Origin of the sequence: Streptomyces sp. NPDC001604, from assembly GCF_042893475.1 — a bacterium.
Lineage (GTDB): Bacteria > Actinomycetota > Actinomycetes > Streptomycetales > Streptomycetaceae > Streptomyces.
Genome location: NZ_JBIAUY010000030.1, coordinates 45769 through 62883, shown reverse-complemented (window position 1 = coordinate 62883; position 17115 = coordinate 45769). Strand labels below are relative to the sequence as shown.

The 17115-nt window shown below is 70.3% G+C and carries 13 protein-coding genes; 7 read left to right on the top strand and 6 right to left on the bottom strand.

The genetic code is table 11. The features are described 5' to 3' along the window. Nucleotides 1–179: 179 nt before the first annotated feature. Nucleotides 180–3086, bottom strand: coding sequence for a D-alanyl-D-alanine carboxypeptidase (locus ACFY1E_RS45895; protein WP_389088013.1), 2907 nt, complete (start codon nucleotides 3084–3086; stop codon nucleotides 180–182). Nucleotides 3087–3307: 221 nt separating this feature from the next. On the opposite strand from ACFY1E_RS45895, the gene ACFY1E_RS45890 reads away from it, so the two are divergent. From ACFY1E_RS45890 to ACFY1E_RS45880, 3 genes are all read left to right on the top strand, one after another. Beyond that, a complete protein-coding gene (locus ACFY1E_RS45890; RefSeq protein WP_099929556.1) occupies nucleotides 3308–4066 on the top strand; it encodes a GPP34 family phosphoprotein in 759 nt (252 codons plus the stop codon). A 381-nt stretch (nucleotides 4067–4447) separates the two neighbouring features. Continuing rightward, entirely contained in the window at nucleotides 4448–5305 is an 858-nt protein-coding gene (locus ACFY1E_RS45885) for a helix-turn-helix transcriptional regulator (protein WP_030940853.1), read from the top strand. A gap of 214 nt (nucleotides 5306–5519) precedes the next feature. Then, complete coding sequence (locus ACFY1E_RS45880; protein ID WP_078912651.1) at nucleotides 5520–5711, top strand: DUF397 domain-containing protein; 192 nt, start codon at nucleotides 5520–5522, stop codon at nucleotides 5709–5711. 137 nt (nucleotides 5712–5848) lie between these two features. On the opposite strand, the gene ACFY1E_RS45875 is transcribed toward ACFY1E_RS45880, so the two are convergent. Then, the gene (locus ACFY1E_RS45875) at nucleotides 5849–6688 is read right to left on the bottom strand and encodes a hypothetical protein (RefSeq protein WP_389088009.1); all 840 of its coding nucleotides are present in this window, start codon (nucleotides 6686–6688) and stop codon (nucleotides 5849–5851) included. 79 nt (nucleotides 6689–6767) lie between these two features. Here ACFY1E_RS45875 and ACFY1E_RS45870 point away from each other — a divergent pair, with 79 nt between their 5' ends. Then, nucleotides 6768–7553: an SDR family oxidoreductase gene (locus ACFY1E_RS45870; protein WP_344399762.1), complete on the top strand. Its 786-nt coding sequence runs from the start codon at nucleotides 6768–6770 to the stop codon at nucleotides 7551–7553. Nucleotides 7554–7702: 149 nt separating this feature from the next. Beyond that, on the top strand, nucleotides 7703–9277 hold the full coding sequence (locus ACFY1E_RS45865; RefSeq protein ID WP_389088007.1) for a sodium:solute symporter family protein: 1575 nt from the start codon (nucleotides 7703–7705) through the stop codon (nucleotides 9275–9277). 10 nt (nucleotides 9278–9287) lie between these two features. On the opposite strand, the gene ACFY1E_RS45860 is transcribed toward ACFY1E_RS45865, so the two are convergent. Further along, the gene (locus ACFY1E_RS45860) at nucleotides 9288–10403 is read right to left on the bottom strand and encodes an ADP-ribosylglycohydrolase family protein (RefSeq protein ID WP_389088004.1); all 1116 of its coding nucleotides are present in this window, start codon (nucleotides 10401–10403) and stop codon (nucleotides 9288–9290) included. Nucleotides 10404–10902: 499 nt separating this feature from the next. Here ACFY1E_RS45860 and ACFY1E_RS45855 point away from each other — a divergent pair, with 499 nt between their 5' ends. Continuing rightward, complete coding sequence (locus ACFY1E_RS45855; protein WP_389088002.1) at nucleotides 10903–11409, top strand: DUF2165 domain-containing protein; 507 nt, start codon at nucleotides 10903–10905, stop codon at nucleotides 11407–11409. Nucleotides 11410–11424: 15 nt separating this feature from the next. Here ACFY1E_RS45855 and ACFY1E_RS45850 read toward each other — a convergent pair whose 3' ends face one another. The 3 genes from ACFY1E_RS45850 to ACFY1E_RS45840 are packed head-to-tail and all read right to left on the bottom strand — an operon-like array spanning nucleotide 11425 to nucleotide 15512. Continuing rightward, the gene (locus tag ACFY1E_RS45850) at nucleotides 11425–11988 is read right to left on the bottom strand and encodes a hypothetical protein (RefSeq protein WP_389087999.1); all 564 of its coding nucleotides are present in this window, start codon (nucleotides 11986–11988) and stop codon (nucleotides 11425–11427) included. A gap of 54 nt (nucleotides 11989–12042) precedes the next feature. Further along, nucleotides 12043–14625: a bifunctional FO biosynthesis protein CofGH gene (locus tag ACFY1E_RS45845; RefSeq protein ID WP_389087997.1), complete on the bottom strand. Its 2583-nt coding sequence runs from the start codon at nucleotides 14623–14625 to the stop codon at nucleotides 12043–12045. A 38-nt stretch (nucleotides 14626–14663) separates the two neighbouring features. Next, a complete protein-coding gene (locus ACFY1E_RS45840) occupies nucleotides 14664–15512 on the bottom strand; it encodes an LLM class F420-dependent oxidoreductase (protein ID WP_389087994.1) in 849 nt (282 codons plus the stop codon). Nucleotides 15513–15674: 162 nt separating this feature from the next. On the opposite strand from ACFY1E_RS45840, the gene ACFY1E_RS45835 reads away from it, so the two are divergent. Further along, nucleotides 15675–17045 (top strand): CehA/McbA family metallohydrolase, encoded by a 1371-nt coding sequence (locus tag ACFY1E_RS45835; RefSeq protein WP_389088051.1) that lies wholly within the window; start codon nucleotides 15675–15677, stop codon nucleotides 17043–17045. Nucleotides 17046–17115: the final 70 nt, after the last annotated feature.

Here is a 17115-nt window from a genome sequence, read left to right as displayed (position 1 = left end):
CCCGTCTTCTGTTCTGGGACGCGTCCCGTTGTCCGCTGGTTCGCGGCCGCGTCCCCGGGGATTTCCCGGTCGCGTCCCGTGAGCGGCGGCCTGCCCCGTTTCGTGACGCTAGCACGCACCCCGTCGGAGGGCCCCCTGGTGGGCCCGCCGGCGGGGTGCGAGGGCAGCCGCGGCCGCTGTCAGCCGAGGCGCTTGAGCTTCGCCGTGAAGCCGGGTTCCGTGAGGTCCTTCTGCAGCGCCACCGGGACCTTGACCGCGCCGCTCGTGCCGTCGCCCACGGTGAGGGTGCCCACCTTGGTGCCGGCCTTCGCGGTGTGCGGGACGGCGTCGGAGTCGAAGGACAGCTTCACCTTCAGGCCCGCCCAGCCGACGGCGGCGACGTCCTTGGTGAGCACGATCGGGGTGTGACCGCCGAGCTGGTCGTCCACGTACCCGACGACGTCGCCCTTCTTCAGTATCTTCGTCGAGGTGAGCGCATCCCGGGCGGCGAGCATCGCCACCTTGCTGCCGTGGATGACGGTGTCGATGATCGGCGCCGTCTGCTGGTCGAGGATCGCGCCGACCACGGTGACCGTCTCGCCGCCGACCTCCTTGGTGGCGGCGAAGAGGAGATTGCCGCCGGCCTTGGTGGTCGTGCCCGTCTTGATGCCGATGGCGCCGTTGTAGGGGACCAGATCGTTGTAGTTCTTCCACTTCTTGCCGGACGGGTCGAACCAGTAGGGCAGCTTCGTGATGTCCATCAGGGCCGGGATCTTCACCAGCTCGTTGCCGAGCTTCACCTGGTCCTCGGCGGTGGAGACGGTGGACTCCTTGAGACCGGAGGCGTCGGTGTAGGTCGTGTTCTTCATGCCGAGTTGCTTGGCGGTGTCGTTCATCTTCTTGATGAACGCCGCCTCGGAGCCCATGTCCCAACGGGCCAGCAGGCGCGCGATGTTGTTGGCCGACGGGATCATGATGGCCGACAGCGCCTGCTTCTCGGTGAGGACATCACCCTCCTTGACGGTGTTGAGGGTGGACTCGTGCTGCTTGTCGTAGCCGCCCTCCTTCTCCGCCAACGCGTCGATCTTGATCTTCTTGCCCTCCTCGCCCGGCTTCAGCGGGTGGTCCTTGAGGACGATGTACGCGGTCATCGCCTTGGCCACGGAGCCGATCGCGACGGGAGTCTGCTTGCCGAAGTTGCCCATCGTGCCGATGCCCTCGACGTCGAGCCAGCCCTGACCCTCGTTCGGCCAGGGGAGGCCGGCCTTGGTGCCGGCGAAGGTGTACGAGTCGTCGGCCGTGAGCGCGAGGGTGGGGGTGGGCAGCGGTCGCACGGCCTGCACGATCGCAAAGATGATCGCGAGGAGCAGGACCAGCGGGGTCCAGATCTTGACCCTGCGGATGATCGTGCGGACCGGGGTCTGCGGCGGTGGCGGGGTGTTCGTCAGCTCGGCCAGCAGGTCCAGCGGCGGCTTCGGGGGCAGCGGCTGCTGGGCGGTGCGCTCGGGGCCGACCTGGGGGACGGGCGCGGTCGCGTCCGCGGGCCTGCGGGGCGTGCGCGGCTCGTCCAGGGGCTTGAGCGCCACGAACTTGCTGGTGCGCTCGGCTTCGGAGGGCTCCGGGGTCTTGGCGCCGCCCAGTTTGAGCATGGTGGTGGGCTGGTCGACCTGGGGCTTGGGACGCTTGAAGATGGCGGTGGGCTGGTCGACGGGCTTGTCCTCGGCCTCGGCCTCGCCTTCGGCCTTGGTGCTCCCACCCGCACCACCCGTACCACTTTCGTCGTCGGGTGCGGGTGGCCCCTTCGGAGCTTCCTCACCGTCGGCGACTGCGGGTTCGCGGACGCCAACGGCACCCCCACCGGCTGCGGCTGCACCGCCCGCCTCGGATGCGTCACCGCTCTTGGCTCCGGCTGCACCGCCCGTCCCGGATGCGTCACCGCTCTTGGCTCCGGCTGCACCGCCCGTCCCGGATGCGTCACCGCTCTTGGCTTCGGCGCGCGTCTCGGATCCGTCGGCCGCCCCGGGCTCGGCGCCCGCCTCGGGTGCACCGCCGCTCTTGGCTTCGGCGCGCTTCTCGGATCCGCCGTCCGGGCCGGCCTCGGCGCGCGTCCCGGATGCACCGCCGGTCTCGGAGACATCACGCGGTTCGGACGCGCCGCCCGTCCTGGACCCGTTGCCGGCGCCGGAGTCGTGGCCGGCTTCGGTCTCGTCGCCCGTTTCGGCGTCGGCAGCCGTTTGGGCCTCAACGTCCGCCTCAGCGGCGGCGCCCGTTTCGGCACGGGTGTCCGCGGCGGGCTCGGCGGGCTCGGCAGAATCGGCAGACTCGACGTCCGCGGCGGAATCGGCGGGCACGGCGCGCTCGGCGTCCGCGGCGGGCTCGGCGCGCTCGGCATCCGCGGCAGAGTCGGCGTCCGCGGCAGGCTCTGCGTCCGCGGCAGAGTCGGCGCGCTCGGCGCGCTCGGCGCGCTCGGCGGCAGCGTCCCCCGGCCCCTCTTCCGCCCCGTCGGAGTCGGTAGCAGCCTCGTCCCGGACGTCGGGGCCCGCCACCGTCTCCGTGGCGCCGTCCTCGTCGGCCTCAGCGGTGCTCTCTGCGTTCCCGGGGCCCTCGGAGTCCCCGGAGCGGACCCACGCCGCCACAGCGGCCCGGAGCCGGGCGTCACCGCCCTCGTCGCCCCCGGTCCCGGCGGCGTCGCCGGCCGAATCTCCACCCTCGGACGCAGCCTCGTCGCCGCCGGCCGCCGCTTCCGCAGCCCCAAGATCCTCGACCTCGGCGCCCTTCGCCTCCGCAGCCCCAGGCTCCTCGACCGCGGCCTCCCCGGCCTCCGGCTGCTCGGCTGCGGTCCCCTCCGCCTCAGGCCTCTCAGCCGCAGTCCCCCCGGCCTCCTCGACCGCGGTCTTCAGATCCCGTACGGAAAACACCCGCGTCGCCGTGTCCACGCCTCCGCGTGCCTCGGACGTGTCGGCGGAGTCGGGCTCCCGGGACACCGAGAGACGGGGATCGCGGGCGGGCTCGGGAACCGGGCCCTTGTTCCCCGACGTCGGTTCTGCCGACGACTCGCGCTGCTTCGACCTGTCGGGGGACTCGCCCGCCACCGATGCCTCCTCCATGCCGCACGCCCTCCGTGCGACCTACCGAACCGTGAACCGCCGCCCGAAACACCGCTCCAACGCGCTGTCCGAACCATGTACCAGTGTCCTGTGTGCGGGCTTAACCCCTGCGGTAGACGAGAACGACATACCTACTGGTTCCCTCACAAACAGGTCACGCACCCTCGACAGACCAATGTGAGAGGGGTCACCCTGTCTTTCATCCACGCGGGGAGGCATGGATGGGCAGGAGCCGCAGAACACTTCCGGAGGAGCTTCTGCTGCTGGCGTTGGACCCGGCCACGGGTACCACTGCACAGCCGCAGTCGCTCGACCTCGGTCTGGCCGGAGCACAGCTAGTGGAGCTGGCGCTGGCCGGACGGATAGCCCCAGACGGGGATCGTATCGCCGTGGTAGCCCCACGGCCGACTGGAGATCCGACATTGGACTGTGCGTTGGAGTTGCTGCGCAGGCGTGGCGCTCCGGTACGTGCAGTGAACTGGATTGGCGGGCCCCGGCTGGGACTGCGCCAGACCTACCTCTCGCATCTGGAGCGGTGCGGCATGGTGCATGCCGTGGCGGGCCAGATGTGCGGAGTGCTGCCGACGACTCGCTACCAGGCGACGGACACCGAGATCAGCCGGGAGATCAGGGCCCGACTGGACTCCGCGATCCGCACCGGCGTACCGCCGGACCCGCGGACCGCGGCGCTCGCCGCACTGGCGCACGCGGTCGGCCTCGGCAAGCACCTGTACCCGGGGAACGAGGGGCGGTCCTCTCGGTCCCGGTTGCGGGATCTCATCAGGCACGACCCCATGGGCGGTCTCGTCGCGCACGCCGTGATGGACGTCCAGAACGGCGTGGGCGCACAACCACGCCGTAACCCGGCCCCGGCCGGCCGTCAGGCCGCCGCCGGACCGGCCAGGTCCGCACCGGAACCCGCTCGTGGCGTTCCGATGCAGCCGCGCCGCGGTTCCATGGCGCGCGTCGTGGCCCACTGAGCCGCAGTCCCACGACGAGCAGCACGAACCGCAGCACCAGCACGACCTTGCACCGCAACGCACCGCAGCACCACGCACCGCAGCACCACGCACCGCCGAGCGCCGCACCGAGCCTTCAGAGGCAGTCCCCGAGACCCGGTACGGGAGCCGCTGGTCCGCGCGGGGCGGCGGGGCCGTACGCCATCCGTCCATACGGGTGCCGTAATGGTTCCGCCGCCCCGCGCGGCCGTTTTTCCATGAACTCATGAACTGTCGTCCGCGCAGCGCATATACGCCGTTTCCCAGCGGTACCAAGTCCCTTGGTGGCAGTCTGCTCAACAGCAGATACGCAAAGTGGCAAAGTACAGCTAGTGCAGGCACGCAGCCGGAGGTGCACGTCTCGTGGCGTCCAATGTCAATCCCACCGTCAGGCGACGCCGGCTGGGCCAGGAGCTGCGCCGGCTCCGCGAGCTCAAGGGCATGACGGCCGAAGAGGTCGCCGAGCGGCTGCTGGTGTCGCAGTCGAAGATCAGTCGCCTGGAGAACGGGCGGCGCAGCATCAGCCAGCGCGACGTCCGCGACCTGTGCGGGGTGTACGAGGTGGAGGACCACCGCATCGTCGACTCGCTGATGCAGATGGCCAAGGACAGCCGCCAGCAGGGATGGTGGCACTCCTTCGGCGACATCCCGTACAGCGTCTACATCGGGCTGGAGACGGATGCGGCGAGTCTGCGGGTGTACGACCCCCAGGTCGTCCCGGGGCTGTTGCAGACCCGGCAGTACGCGGAGGCGCTGATCGCGGGTGCGCTGCCGGAGACGGCCGCCACCGACGTCGAGAAGCGCGTGCAGGTGCGCCTGCGTCGGCAGGAACGAATCACCGCCCCGGAGAACCCGCTCCGGCTGTGGACGGTGATGGACGAGGCGGCCGTGCGGCGGGTGGTGGGCAATCGTTCCCTCATGCGCGACCAGCTGGAGTACCTCGTCGAGCAGTCGCAACTGCCGCACGTCACCGTGCAGGTGATCCCCTTCGACATGGGAGCCCACCCGGGCCTCAACGGCCAGTACGCGATCCTCGAGTTCCCCGACGCGGCCGACTCCAGCGTCGTGTACATCGAGGGCGTCACCAGCGACCTGTACCTGGAGAAGGCCAACGACGTGCAGAAATACAGCGTGATGTACGAGCATCTGCGCGCCCAGGCGCTGAATCCGGACCAGTCGCGGCAGTTCATCGCGGACATCGCGAAGGAGTACGCGCGCTGAAGCGCCGTAAGGTACACCGTCCCAGGGTCGGACTGGAAGACCCATCTGGAATATGCCACCCGGTCGAGTGAATGGTCACTTCGTACGTCGAGGTTGGCGAGTAGCGTCGATCACGCCACCACACACCAAGGGTTGGCGCAAACCGCGCTGTGGGTTCGGAGTCGGATCCGTCGTGCGGTGACAGCAACTCAACAACTGGCATTCCGGAGCAAAAATGGCAATTCGTCAGGGCGCCACGGACACGTGGACCAAGTCCTCGTACTCCACGGGCAACGGCGCGTGCGTCGAGATCAAGTCGCCGGTCCGCGCGGCCATGGCCGTCCGGGACTCCAAGGTCCCCGAGGGTCCCGTACTGGCCTTCCCGGCCGACGCGTGGAACACCTTCGTCGGCTCGATCAAGGCGTAGGGGGGAGGATCTGCTGATCCTCGACTGCGTTCGCCTTCCACAATTTCACAAGCAGCACTTGAAGAGCCCTCTCGTCCAGCTCGCCGTCCTTGCCGAGGGGGCTCGGCTGCGCCCAGCACCTGAGCGGGTGCACCCACCTACCTGAGCCTGTCCACGTACTTGTCCGTGCCCGGCACCGTCGGGACGAACGGCGCCACCAGCTCCACCCTGCCCAGTCCCGCCTCCCGCACCGGCGCCTCCAGGTCCGCGAAGTACGCCTCCCAGCAGTCGCGTGGATCCGCCTCCAGGAACCACAGCAGGGTCAGCCTGGTCTCCACGCCCTCGACCTGCTTGACGTAGGTCATGCGGTCGCCGGGCAGGGGCGTCGGGCGGAAGACGGTCACCATCGCGGCCGGTGAGCCCGCCACCCGCTTGGGCAGGTGGCGGGAGCGCAGCCACTCCAGCAACTCGGCCCGCTGCCCGGCCGATTCGGCGTCGATCACCTCGACGACCAGACCGGCGTACGGGTGGTCGAGAGCGTGGAAGTCGCGGGGTCCGGCGGCCCCGTCCCGGTAGACCGTCACCTCGTGGTCCTGGAACGCCGTGAAGACATGCGTACGGTCCTGGTAGACCCGGGCGTCCCGGTTGAGGCGCTTGTTGATCGAGACGGTCCAGCGCATGTGGTCGTCGTAGCGGCCGTCCGTGATCCAGTACGTGGAGATGTAGCAGCCGGCGGTGACCGGCTGGGCGATCGCCGACTTCTCGGGGTAGCGCAGGAGTTGGAGGTCGCGGGTCGCCACCCAGCGGCGCCCGGCGTACATCCACGGCATGGCCATCGCGCCGGCGTAGTAGTGGTCGTCCTCGTACCAGCGGTTGTACGCGTACTCGTGGCCGGGGTGCGGCTCGACCATGGTGATCAGCGCATGGCCGGGGCGGACTCCGTACGGGCCCACGGCGGCCAGCTCGGCGTACACGTCGCTACGGGTTTCCTCGCTCATGTCGCTCCCCTTCCGTCCTCCGCCGGTCGCCCATACTCTGACGCCCCGTCAGGTAATCCGCCATACCCGGGAGGCTCCGATGTCACTGCTCACGGGCAAGACCGTCGTCGTGTCGGGGGTCGGCGCCGGGCTCGGTCATCAGGTCGCGGCGGCGGTCGTGCGCGACGGCGGCAACGCGGTGCTCGGGGCGCGCACGGAGGCCAACCTCGCCAAGAGCGCCGGTGAGATCGATCCGGACGGGGCGCACACGGCGTACCGGGCGACCGACATCAGGGACGAGGCACAGTGCGAGGCGCTGGCGGCGCTCGCGAGGGAGCGGTTCGGACGGATCGACGCGGTCGTCCATGTGGCCGCGATGGACGGCTACTTCGGCGGTCTGGCGGATGCGGACTTCGTGAGCTGGCAGCAGGTGATCGACGTGAACCTGCTGGGCTCGCTGCGGATGACCCGGGCCTGTCTGCCGGCACTGAAGGCATGCGGGGGCTCGGTGGTGTTCATCGGGACACAGTCGGCGGTGGCGGCCCCCACCCAGGTGAAGCAGGCGGCGTACGCGGCCTCGAAAGGGGCGCTGACGAGCGCGATGTACTCCCTGGCCCGGGAGCTGGGGCCGCATCGTATACGTGTCAACACCGTGCTGCCGGGCTGGATGTGGGGGCCGCCGGTGCAGGCGTACGTCCAGTTCACAGCACAGACGGAGGGCGTGCCAGAGGCCGACGTACTGGAGCGGCTGACCGGACGGATGGCGCTGCCGGAGCTGGCGACGGACGGGGACGTGGCGGACGCGGCGGTGTTCCTGGCCTCGGACCGGGCGCGGGCCATCACGGGGCAGTCGCTGCTGGTCAACGCGGGGGAGCTGATGCGCTGACCACCTCGAGAGCTGGTTCATGTGTATGAACGCAGGTCAACACAAGGAACATTTTTGCCTTCCCTTGACCTGACGTTCGCTTGTCGTGCCCATGCGGGCGCGCCCACGATGAGCGAGCCGTTCACAAGGCGGACCCTGGGAGGGCGCACATGAACAGTCTCGACTGGGCCGTGCTCATCGGCTACTTCGGTGTGATGGTCGCTATCGGCGTCTGGTCGCACAAGCGCGTGGACGACGTCAGCGACTTCTTCACGGCCGGCGGGAAGATGCCGTGGTGGCTGTCCGGCATCTCGCACCACATGTCGGGCTACAGCGCGGTGATGTTCACGGGCTATGCGGGCATCGCCTACACCTACGGCGTGACCTCCTTCGTCACCTGGTCCTTCCCGATCGCGCTGGGCATCGCCATCGGCTCGAAACTGTTCGCGCCGCGCATCAACCGGCTGCGCTCACGGCTCCATGTGGCCTCCCCGCTGGAGTACCTGAAGAACCGTTACGACCTGAAGACGCAGCAGGCGCTGGCCTGGTCGGGCATGCTGCTGAAGATCGTGGACGTGGGCGCCAAGTGGGCGGCGATCGCGACACTGCTGTCCGTCTTCACCGGCATCACCCTCAACCAGGGCATCCTCATCACCGGCGCGATCACCGCCGTCTACTGCACCATCGGCGGTCTGTGGGCGGACGCGCTGACCGAACTCGGCCAGTTCGTCATCCAGTTGCTGGCGGGCATCTCGATGTTCGTCGCCGTCGTACTGAAGCTGAACGACAAGGGCATCGGCTTCTTCGGCGCCTGGGACGAGCCGGCCCTGCATGGTCACGGGAAGCCGCTGGTCGGCCCGTACGGAACGGTGTTCCTGCTGGCGTTCCTCTTCATCAAGCTCTTCGAGTACAACGGCGGCATGCTCAACCAGGCCCAGCGCTACATGGCGACGGGCAGCGCCCGCGAGGCCGAGCGCTCGGCACGGCTGTCGGCGGCCCTGTGGCTGGTCTGGCCGGTGGTCCTCTTCTTCCCCATGTGGATGTCGCCGCTCCTGGTCCACGCCCAGAAGCCGGACGGCTCCGACTCCTACGGCCTGATGACCGAACAGCTGCTGCCGCACGGCCTGTTGGGCTTGGTCATCGTCGGCTTCTTCTCCCACACCATGGCCATGTGCTCCTCGGACGCGAACGCGATCGCGGCCGTCTTCACCCGGGACGCGGCTCCGGTGCTGTCCCGGCGGGCGCGGGAGTGGGGTCAGCGCTCCGGGCTGATCGCGGCCCGGGTGACCACGGTGGTCTTCCTGGCCCTGTCGATGGCGGTGGCGACGCAGGTCAACTCCCCCACCTTCAAGGACATCATCACGGTGGTCATCAAGTGGGTCGCCGGACTGATGGGCCCGATCGCCATCCCGATGATGCTGGGCCTGCTGCGCCCGTTCCGCCGCTCCGGCCCCACGGCCGCGCTGACCAGCTGGTCCATGGGCCTGCTCGCCTTCTGGCTGGTCAACTACCCCATCAACTGGAACGTCCACGGCGGAGTCCCGCTCCAGTACCAGGTCTCGATCCCGCTGGCGGTCTCCCTGCTCCTCTACATCCTCATCGGCTACCTCAGGCCCGAGGACACCCCGGAGCGCCTCGCCGTCATCGAACGCATCAACACGGACGACGACGGCACGGCCGCGGCGGCGATCCCCACTCCGGCGGGTCCTGCGGAGGACACCGTGGGCACGGCGGCGAAGGAGTAGCGCCGCAGAGCTAGGCTCGCGGATAGCGGGCGAGCCACCCGGGGGACGACCCCGCCGGCCCGTGCAGCGCGGGCCCCTGTGTCATCTCCATGGCGAAGTCGTCGGCCAGCTCCAGGAGCGTCGGACGGCCTTCCAGTTCGGCCAGCCAGGCCGGGGGGAGGGCCGTTTCGCCGTGCAGAGCGCCGAGGAGGCCGCCGGTGAGGGCGGCCGTCGCGCCCGAGGGGCCGTCCTGGTTCACCGCGAGGCACAGCCCGTGCCGGAAGTCCTCCCCCACCAGTGCGCAGTACACGGCGGCGGCCAGCACGCCCTCCGCCGACCCGTCCCCGGCCAGCTCCTCGACCCGCGCGGGCGTGGGCATGCCCTGCCGTACGGCGCCCAGCGCATGCTGCAGCGCGTCCGACACCGGCTGGTGCCCCGGCCGGGCGGCAAGCAGCGCGAGCGCCCGCTGTACGGCTCCGTCGAGGGTCTCGCCGCGGGCCAGTCCGTGCACGACCACGGCGTACGCGCCCGCCGACAGATAGGCCACCGGATGCCCGTGGGTCTGCGTCGCGCACTCCACCGCCAGCTGGGCCACCAGCTGCGGCTCCCAGCCGACCAGCAGCCCGAAGGGCGCGGAGCGGGCGGCCGCCTCGGGTCCGGTCTCACCGGGGCTCTTGGGCGCGTCCAGAGTCCCCATGTGCTCGTCCCCGAACCCGAGCAGCAGCGAACGCGCCGGGTCCCGCCGGGCGTACAGCCACTCCTCCCGGGCCAGCCAGCCGTCGTCCTTACGGCGCTCGTCGGGCCCCCAGTCGCGCTGGGTGGCCGCCCAGCGCAGATACGCCCGGTGCAGATCGGTCGGCGGATGCCAGGCACCGGTGTCGCGGCGCACCTGCGCCCGTATCAGCCCGTCGACGGTGAACAAGGTCAGCTGCGTGATGTGGGTGACGGCACCGCGTCTGCCGTATGCAAAGGCGAAGTCCGCGAGGCCCTCGGCCCCGTACGCCTCCCGGATCCCGTCGAGATCCAGCCCGTCGACGGGCGCCCCCAGCGCATCCCCCACTGCGGCCCCGAGCAGCGTCCCCCGCACCCGGCTCCGAAAGTCCTGCTGCTCGACACGGCCCCATATGGCCCCGGCTGGCGCATTCACCAAGACCTCCCCAATGGCTCCGCCCGTCGCATGACAGTTCAGCACTGTAATCGAACGGGAACGGTCGGTTTAGGGGGCGGAGGGGTATGCGAGACATGACAGGAGTGGTCCTGAGTGACCCTGAGTGCTCAGTTATCGGCTGATGCGGCAACCGATCGGGACCAGCCCGATCGAATGAGTCTGAGCAGTCAGGCCGAGCAGCCCGTCGTCACCCGTACCAAGTGACATTGCAGACGTAGATGCACTCGTGACGCGGTACGGCCAGGAAGCTGATGATCCGCGCCCTGCGAGGAGGTCGATTTCACGCAGCCCGCCCTCCCGATCGAAGGGCCTGCCAACCTTCACCGAGTCACGACCGAGGGCGGCCAGCTCCACGGACGGCGCGCAGCTCGCGTTCGCAGACGCCTCGGGGGCCGAGTTCGTTACGTACGCAGCGGAAGTTGAGTGCTGGGCGGGGCAGTTGGGCGTCCGCGCCGCCCCGTGAGGGAAGATGGCCGTCATGGCATCGACACCCCCACGCAGCGCACTCCACCTCAGCGCCACCCTTCTCACCGCGAGTGTCGCCCTCTACATCGCTCTCGTGGCCTTCGGCAACATCACCGACTTCGGTACCAATCAGGCGTTCGTGCAGCATGTGCTGGCCATGGACACGACGTTCAAGGACGACGACCTGATGTGGAGAGCCATCACCAGCAAGGGACTTCAGAACACGGCGTACGTCGCCATCATCATCTGGGAGACCCTTGCCGCACTCGTCCTCATATACGGCACCTGGCTCTGGGCCCGGCGTGACTACGCCCGCGCTCGCAGCATCTCCACCTACGGCCTGCTGATGCTCCTGCTGCTCTTCGGCGCCGGGTTCATCGCGATCGGCGGTGAGTGGTTCTCGATGTGGCAGTCGAAGACCTGGAACGGGCTGGAGGCGGCGACCCGCGTGATCGTGTTCACCGGGGTCGCACTGCTCGTCGTGCAGCTGACCGACCGGCGGACCGACTCGGCCACCTGACCAGGACCGCCCCGGCTACTCGACCACCGTCACCTTCGTCCCCGCCGAAGCGAACGTCCACAGTGCCGTCCCGTCGGCGACCCGCATCCGGATGCCGCCCGTCTGAACCCCCGAGGCGGGCGGCGGCGAAGCCCCGTCCACCGCGTTGGAGAAGGCGATGTTCACGCCGGATCTGACCGAGAAGTACACGATGTGTTCGATCTTCACGCCGTCGGAGCCGGTGATGGCGCCCCGGTTGCGGGCGCCGACCGTGTAGGTGCCCGGTTCCGGGCTCACCGTCCCGGGCCACACCGCGAACGCACGGCGGGCCGCGTCGCTCGCGTCGACCAGCCACACCGTCTTCTTCCCGAGGGAGTAGACGACGCGCCGCCCGGTCCCGGAGCCGCCCGGCACCGCGGCCGGGGCCGCGGACTTCGTCGGCGCGGGATGCGCGCCCGCCGACGCCGACGTGCTCGGCCGGGCGGCGACCACGTGGGGCTTCGGCCCCTTGTCGGCCTGTACGGCCAGGACGACGACAGCGGCGATCGCTCCCACCGTCAGACCGGTCACCCAGACCTTGGGGGCTGGCACGGCACGCATCTCCTCAGCTCCACATCCCCATGTCCTCGTGGAACAGGGGTCGGATCATCGTACTCAGTCCAGGACCGGCAAAAGTTCCGGCAAGTGCCCGTCCGAGACCGCCGCCGCCCGCTGCCGTTCCTCCGGCACCTCCCCGTACAGCGTCGTGCGCGGCTTCGCCGGCCGGCCGGCCGCGTCCGCCACCGCGATCAGGTCCTTGACCGACTTGTACGAGCCGTAGGAGGAGCCCGCCATGCGGGAGATCGTCTCCTCCATGAGGGTGCCGCCCAGGTCGTTGGCCCCGGAGCGGAGCATCTCGGCCGCGCCCTCCGTGCCCAGCTTCACCCAGCTGGTCTGGATGTTGGGGATGTACGGGTGCAGCAGCAGGCGCGCCATCGCCGTCACCGCGCGGTTGTCGCGCGTCGTCGGGCCGGGGCGTGCGATGCCCGCCAGGTACACGGGCGCGTTGGTGTGGATGAAGGGGAGCGTCACGAACTCCGTGAAGCCGCCCGTCTGCTGCTGGATGCGGGCCAGGGTCCGCAGATGGCCGAGCCAGTGCCGCGGCTGGTCCACATGGCCGTACATCATCGTCGACGAGGACCGGATGCCCAGTTCGTGCGCCGTCGTGACGACCTCGATCCAGGTCGCCGTCGGCAGTTTGCCCTTGGTCAGGACCCAGCGGACCTCGTCGTCGAGGATCTCGGCGGCCGTGCCGGGGATGGTGTCCAGACCGGCTTCCTTGGCGGCCGTGAGCCACTCGCGGACGGACATCCCCGTCCGCGTCGCGCCGTTCACGACCTCCATCGGCGAGAAGGCGTGGACGTGCATCCCGGGGACCCGGTACTTCACCGCTTTCGCGATGTCGAAGTACGCCGTGCCCGGCAGGTCGGGGTGGATGCCGCCCTGCATGCAGACCTCCACCGCACCCACGTCCCAGGCCTGCTGGGCGCGGTCCGCGACCTGCTCCAGGGAGAGCGTGTAGGCGTCGGCGTCCGTCCTGCGCTGCGCGAACGCGCAGAATCGGCAGCCGGTGTAGCAGACGTTGGTGAAGTTGATGTTGCGGGTGACGATGTACGTCACGTCGTCGCCGACGGCCGACCTCCGTACGTCGTCCGCGATGCGCGTGAGGGCGTCCAGTGCGGGGCCGTCGGCGTGCAGCAGGGCGAGGGCCTCCGCGTCCGTGAGGCGCGTCGGGTCGTCCGCCGCCGTCGCCAGGGCCGCCCGTACGTCCGTGTCGATGCGCTCCGGAAGCATGCCGGGCGCGGCCGCCTCGCGCAGGGCCGCCCAGTCGCCGTACACCTCGTCGAAGTCGTCGCGGCGGTCGGACGTACGGCCCTCGGTGTCGATGGAGGAGTGCAGGTCGGTGCGGCCGGAGGCGACGAACGCCTCCTCGGGCTCCTGCCACGGGTGGCCCTCGACGGCCGCGTCCGGTCGCGCGAGGCCGGTCTCCGGGTCGGCGAGGGCGCGGACGTGCGGGCGCAGCCGCGGGTCCAGCCAGGGCTCGCCGCGCTGGACGAACTCCGGGTAGACACAGAGGCGTTCACGCAACTCGAAGCCGACGGCGCGGGAGCGCTCGGTGAGTTCCTCGATCTGCGGCCAGGGGCGTTCCGGGTTCACATGGTCGATCGTCAGGGGGGACACTCCGCCCCAGTCGTCGATGCCGGCTCCGATCAGCCGCTCGTACTCGGAGTCGACGAGGTTGGGCGGGGCCTGGAGGTTGGCGGCCGGGCCCATGATGTGGCGGGCGACGGCCACCGTGGCGACGAGTTCGTCCAGCTCCGCGTCCGGCATGCCGCGCATCGCGGTGTCCGGCTTGGCGCGGAAGTTCTGGATGATCAGTTCCTGGATGGAGTGGTAGGCGCGGGAGATCCTGCGGAGCGCGAAGAGGGACTCCGCGCGCTCCTCGTACGTCTCTCCGATGCCGATCAGGAGGCCGGAGGTGAAGGGGACCGAGGAGCGGCCCGCGTCCTCCAGGACCCGCAGCCGTACGGCGGGCTCCTTGTCCGGGGAGCCGTAGTGCGGCCCGCCCGGTTCGGACCACAGGCGGGTGGCCGTGGTCTCCAGCATCATGCCCATGCTCGGCGCGACGGGCTTGAGCCGCTGGAAGTCCGTCCAGGACATCACACCGGGGTTGAGGTGGGGCAGCAGGCCCGTCTCCTCCAGGATGCGGATGGAGATGGCGCGGACGTAGGCGATGGTGTCGTCGTAGCCGTGCGCGTCGAGCCACTCGCGCGCCTCGGGCCAGCGGTCCTCGGGCTTGTCGCCCAGGGTGATCAGGGCTTCCTTGCAGCCGAGGGCCGCGCCCTTGCGCGCGATGTCGAGGACCTCGTCCGGGGACATGAACATGCCGTGACCGGCGCGGCGGAGCTTGCCGGGGACGGTGACGAAGGTGCAGTAGTGGCACTTGTCCCGGCACAGCCGGGTGAGGGGGATGAAGACGCTCTTCGAGTACGTGATGACGCCCGGACGCCCCGCCTGTTCGAGGCCGGCGTCCCGTACCCGGGCGGCGGACGCGGCGAGGTCGGTGAGGGCCTCGCCGCGGGCCTGGAGGAGGACGGCCGTCTCGGTGACGTCCAGGGCGACGCCGTCACGGGCGCGTTTGAGGGCGCGACGCATGGAGTTGTCGGTGGGGCCGGTTCCGGTCGCGGATGTCGTCATTCTTCGAGCATACGGTCGAGCCGATCAGTGCCCACGGGTCAGCCCAGCAGGGCCCCGTACTCGTCCAGCACCCGAAGCACCTCCGCCTCCCCCGCCGGCGGCAGCTGTACGACGACCTCCTCGACGCCGAGGTCCGCGTAGTGCGCCAGCTTGCCGGGAGTGGGGAAGACCGCGTACGGGACCACCTGCAGCGCCGCCGGGTCGCGGCCCGCGTCCGCCCACGCGGCGCGCAGCACCGGCAGCGACTCGGTCAGTCCGCGCCCGCCGATCGGCAGCCAGCCGTCGGCGTACTCGCAGATGTGGGAGAAGAGCTTGGGGCCGGCGGCCCCGCCGACGAGGGTGCGCGGGCCGACGACCGGGCCGCGCGGCTTCTGCACCGGCTTGGGGTGGGCGTACGAGGCCCGTACGCTCCCGAACTCCCCCTCGTACGCGACGGGTTCGTCACTCCACAGTGCCCGCATCAACGCCATCCGGTCCCGTACCAGCTCCCGCCGCGTACGCCACTCGACACCGTGGTCGGCGGCCTCCTCGACGTTCCAGCCGAAGCCGAGGCCGAGGGTGAAGCGGCCGCCGGAGAGGTGGTCGAGGGTCGCGATCTGCTTGGCGAGGTCGATCGGGTCGTGCTGGGCCACCAGCGTGACGCCGGTGCCGAGGCCGAGCCGCTCGGTCACCGCGGCCGCCTGGCCGAGCGCGACGATGGGGTCGAGCGTGCGGCCGTACTCGGGCGGCAGCTCACCGCCCGCGGGGTACGGGGTCGTCCGCTCGACCGGGATGTGCGTGTGCTCGGGGAGGTACAGGCCGGCGAAACCGCGCGCTTCCAGCTCCCGCGCGAGCCGGGTGGGGGTGACGGTCTCGTCGGTGAGGAAGATTGTCACGGCGATTCGCATGGGTCATCTGTACCGGGTACGGCCTCATATGTCGATACCGACCGGTCGGGATTCCGCATGAGGTGGGGGCTGGTTGATCGTTGTCGGCGAGTGCGGTGAGTGGGGGCTGGTCGCGCAGTTCCTCGCGTCCCTTGTGGGGGCTACGGTGAAGGCGTGGTGACAATGCGCGGGATGCTGCCCCCGGGCTCCCCGGACTACATATACGTGCCGATCGAAGTCCCGCCTGATGTAAGCGAGTTGAAGGTCTCCTACACCTACGACCGCCCCTCCGTCCCGCCCGGCACCCCCGGCAACGCGCTCGACATCGGCCTCTTCGACGAGCGCGGCACCGAGCTGGGCGGGGAGGGGTTCCGGGGGTGGTCGGGCGGGGCGCGTACGGAGTTCTTCGTTCGGGCGGACGACGCGACGCCCGGATACGTCCCCGGTCCGATCCGCCCCGGCACCTGGCATGTCGTGCTGGGCCCGTACACGGTGGCGCCGCAGGGGCTGTCGTACGAGCTCACGCACGGGGAGCCGGGCGAGACGCCTGAGCCGGTGTACCCACCCGCGCGGGCGAAGGGCCGGGGCCGTGCCTGGTACCGCGGCGACTGCCACCTCCACACCTGGTACTCCGACGGCCGCCGCACCCCGGCCGAGGTCGCGGCCCTCGCACGGGCGGCCGGGCTCGACTTCATCAACTCCTCGGACCACAACACCCACTCCTCGCACCCGCATTGGGCCCCGGAGGCGGGCGACGACCTGCTGATCATGCTCGGTGAGGAGGTGACGACGAGGAACGGCCACCTCCTCGCGCTCGGCACCGATCCCGGAACCTTCGTCGACTGGCGCTACCGGGCCCGGGACCAGCGCTTCGGCCGCTTCGCCGACCGGATCCGCGAGACGGGCGGCCTGGTCGTCCCCGCCCATCCGCACGGCACCTGCGTCGGCTGCGGCTGGAAGTTCGGCTTCGGCGAGGCGGACGCGGTCGAGGTGTGGAACGGGCCGTGGACACCGGACGACGAGGTGACGCTCGCGGAGTGGGACAACCAGCTGGTCACGTCCGTGCGCGAGGGGCGCGGGTGGCTGCCCGCCATGGGCAACAGCGACGCCCACCGCGATCCGGACACGGTGGGACTGCCGCAGACGGTCGTCCTCGCCGACGACCTGACCCGGGAGGCGATCCAGGAGGGGATCCGGGCGGGACAGTCGTACGTCGCCGAGTCCCGGAGCGTCTCGCTGGCCTTCACGGCCTCCGCCGACGGCCAGGTCGCCGGTCCCGGCGAGCGGTTGGAGGTCGTCGATCACGAGACGCCGGTGACCGTGCGCCTGGAGGCGACCGGCGCCCGGCGCTGCACGATCCGCTTCGTGACCGACCAGGGCGTCCTGTTCACGAGCGAACCGCTGCCGGTGACGGGCTCCGGGGTGGCGGAGTGGCGTACGACTGCCTCCTACGCGGCGTATGTCCGGGCGGAGGTGCGGCATGAGACGGCGGTGGGGCCGGTGCCGGGCGTGATGGCGGCGTTCACCAATCCGGTGTTCCTGGGGAGCGCGTGACAGCACCCTGGGACGGCGAGCGGCTCAGCACATCAGGGTGAGGGCGCCCCGCGCGGGACCCGGCATGACA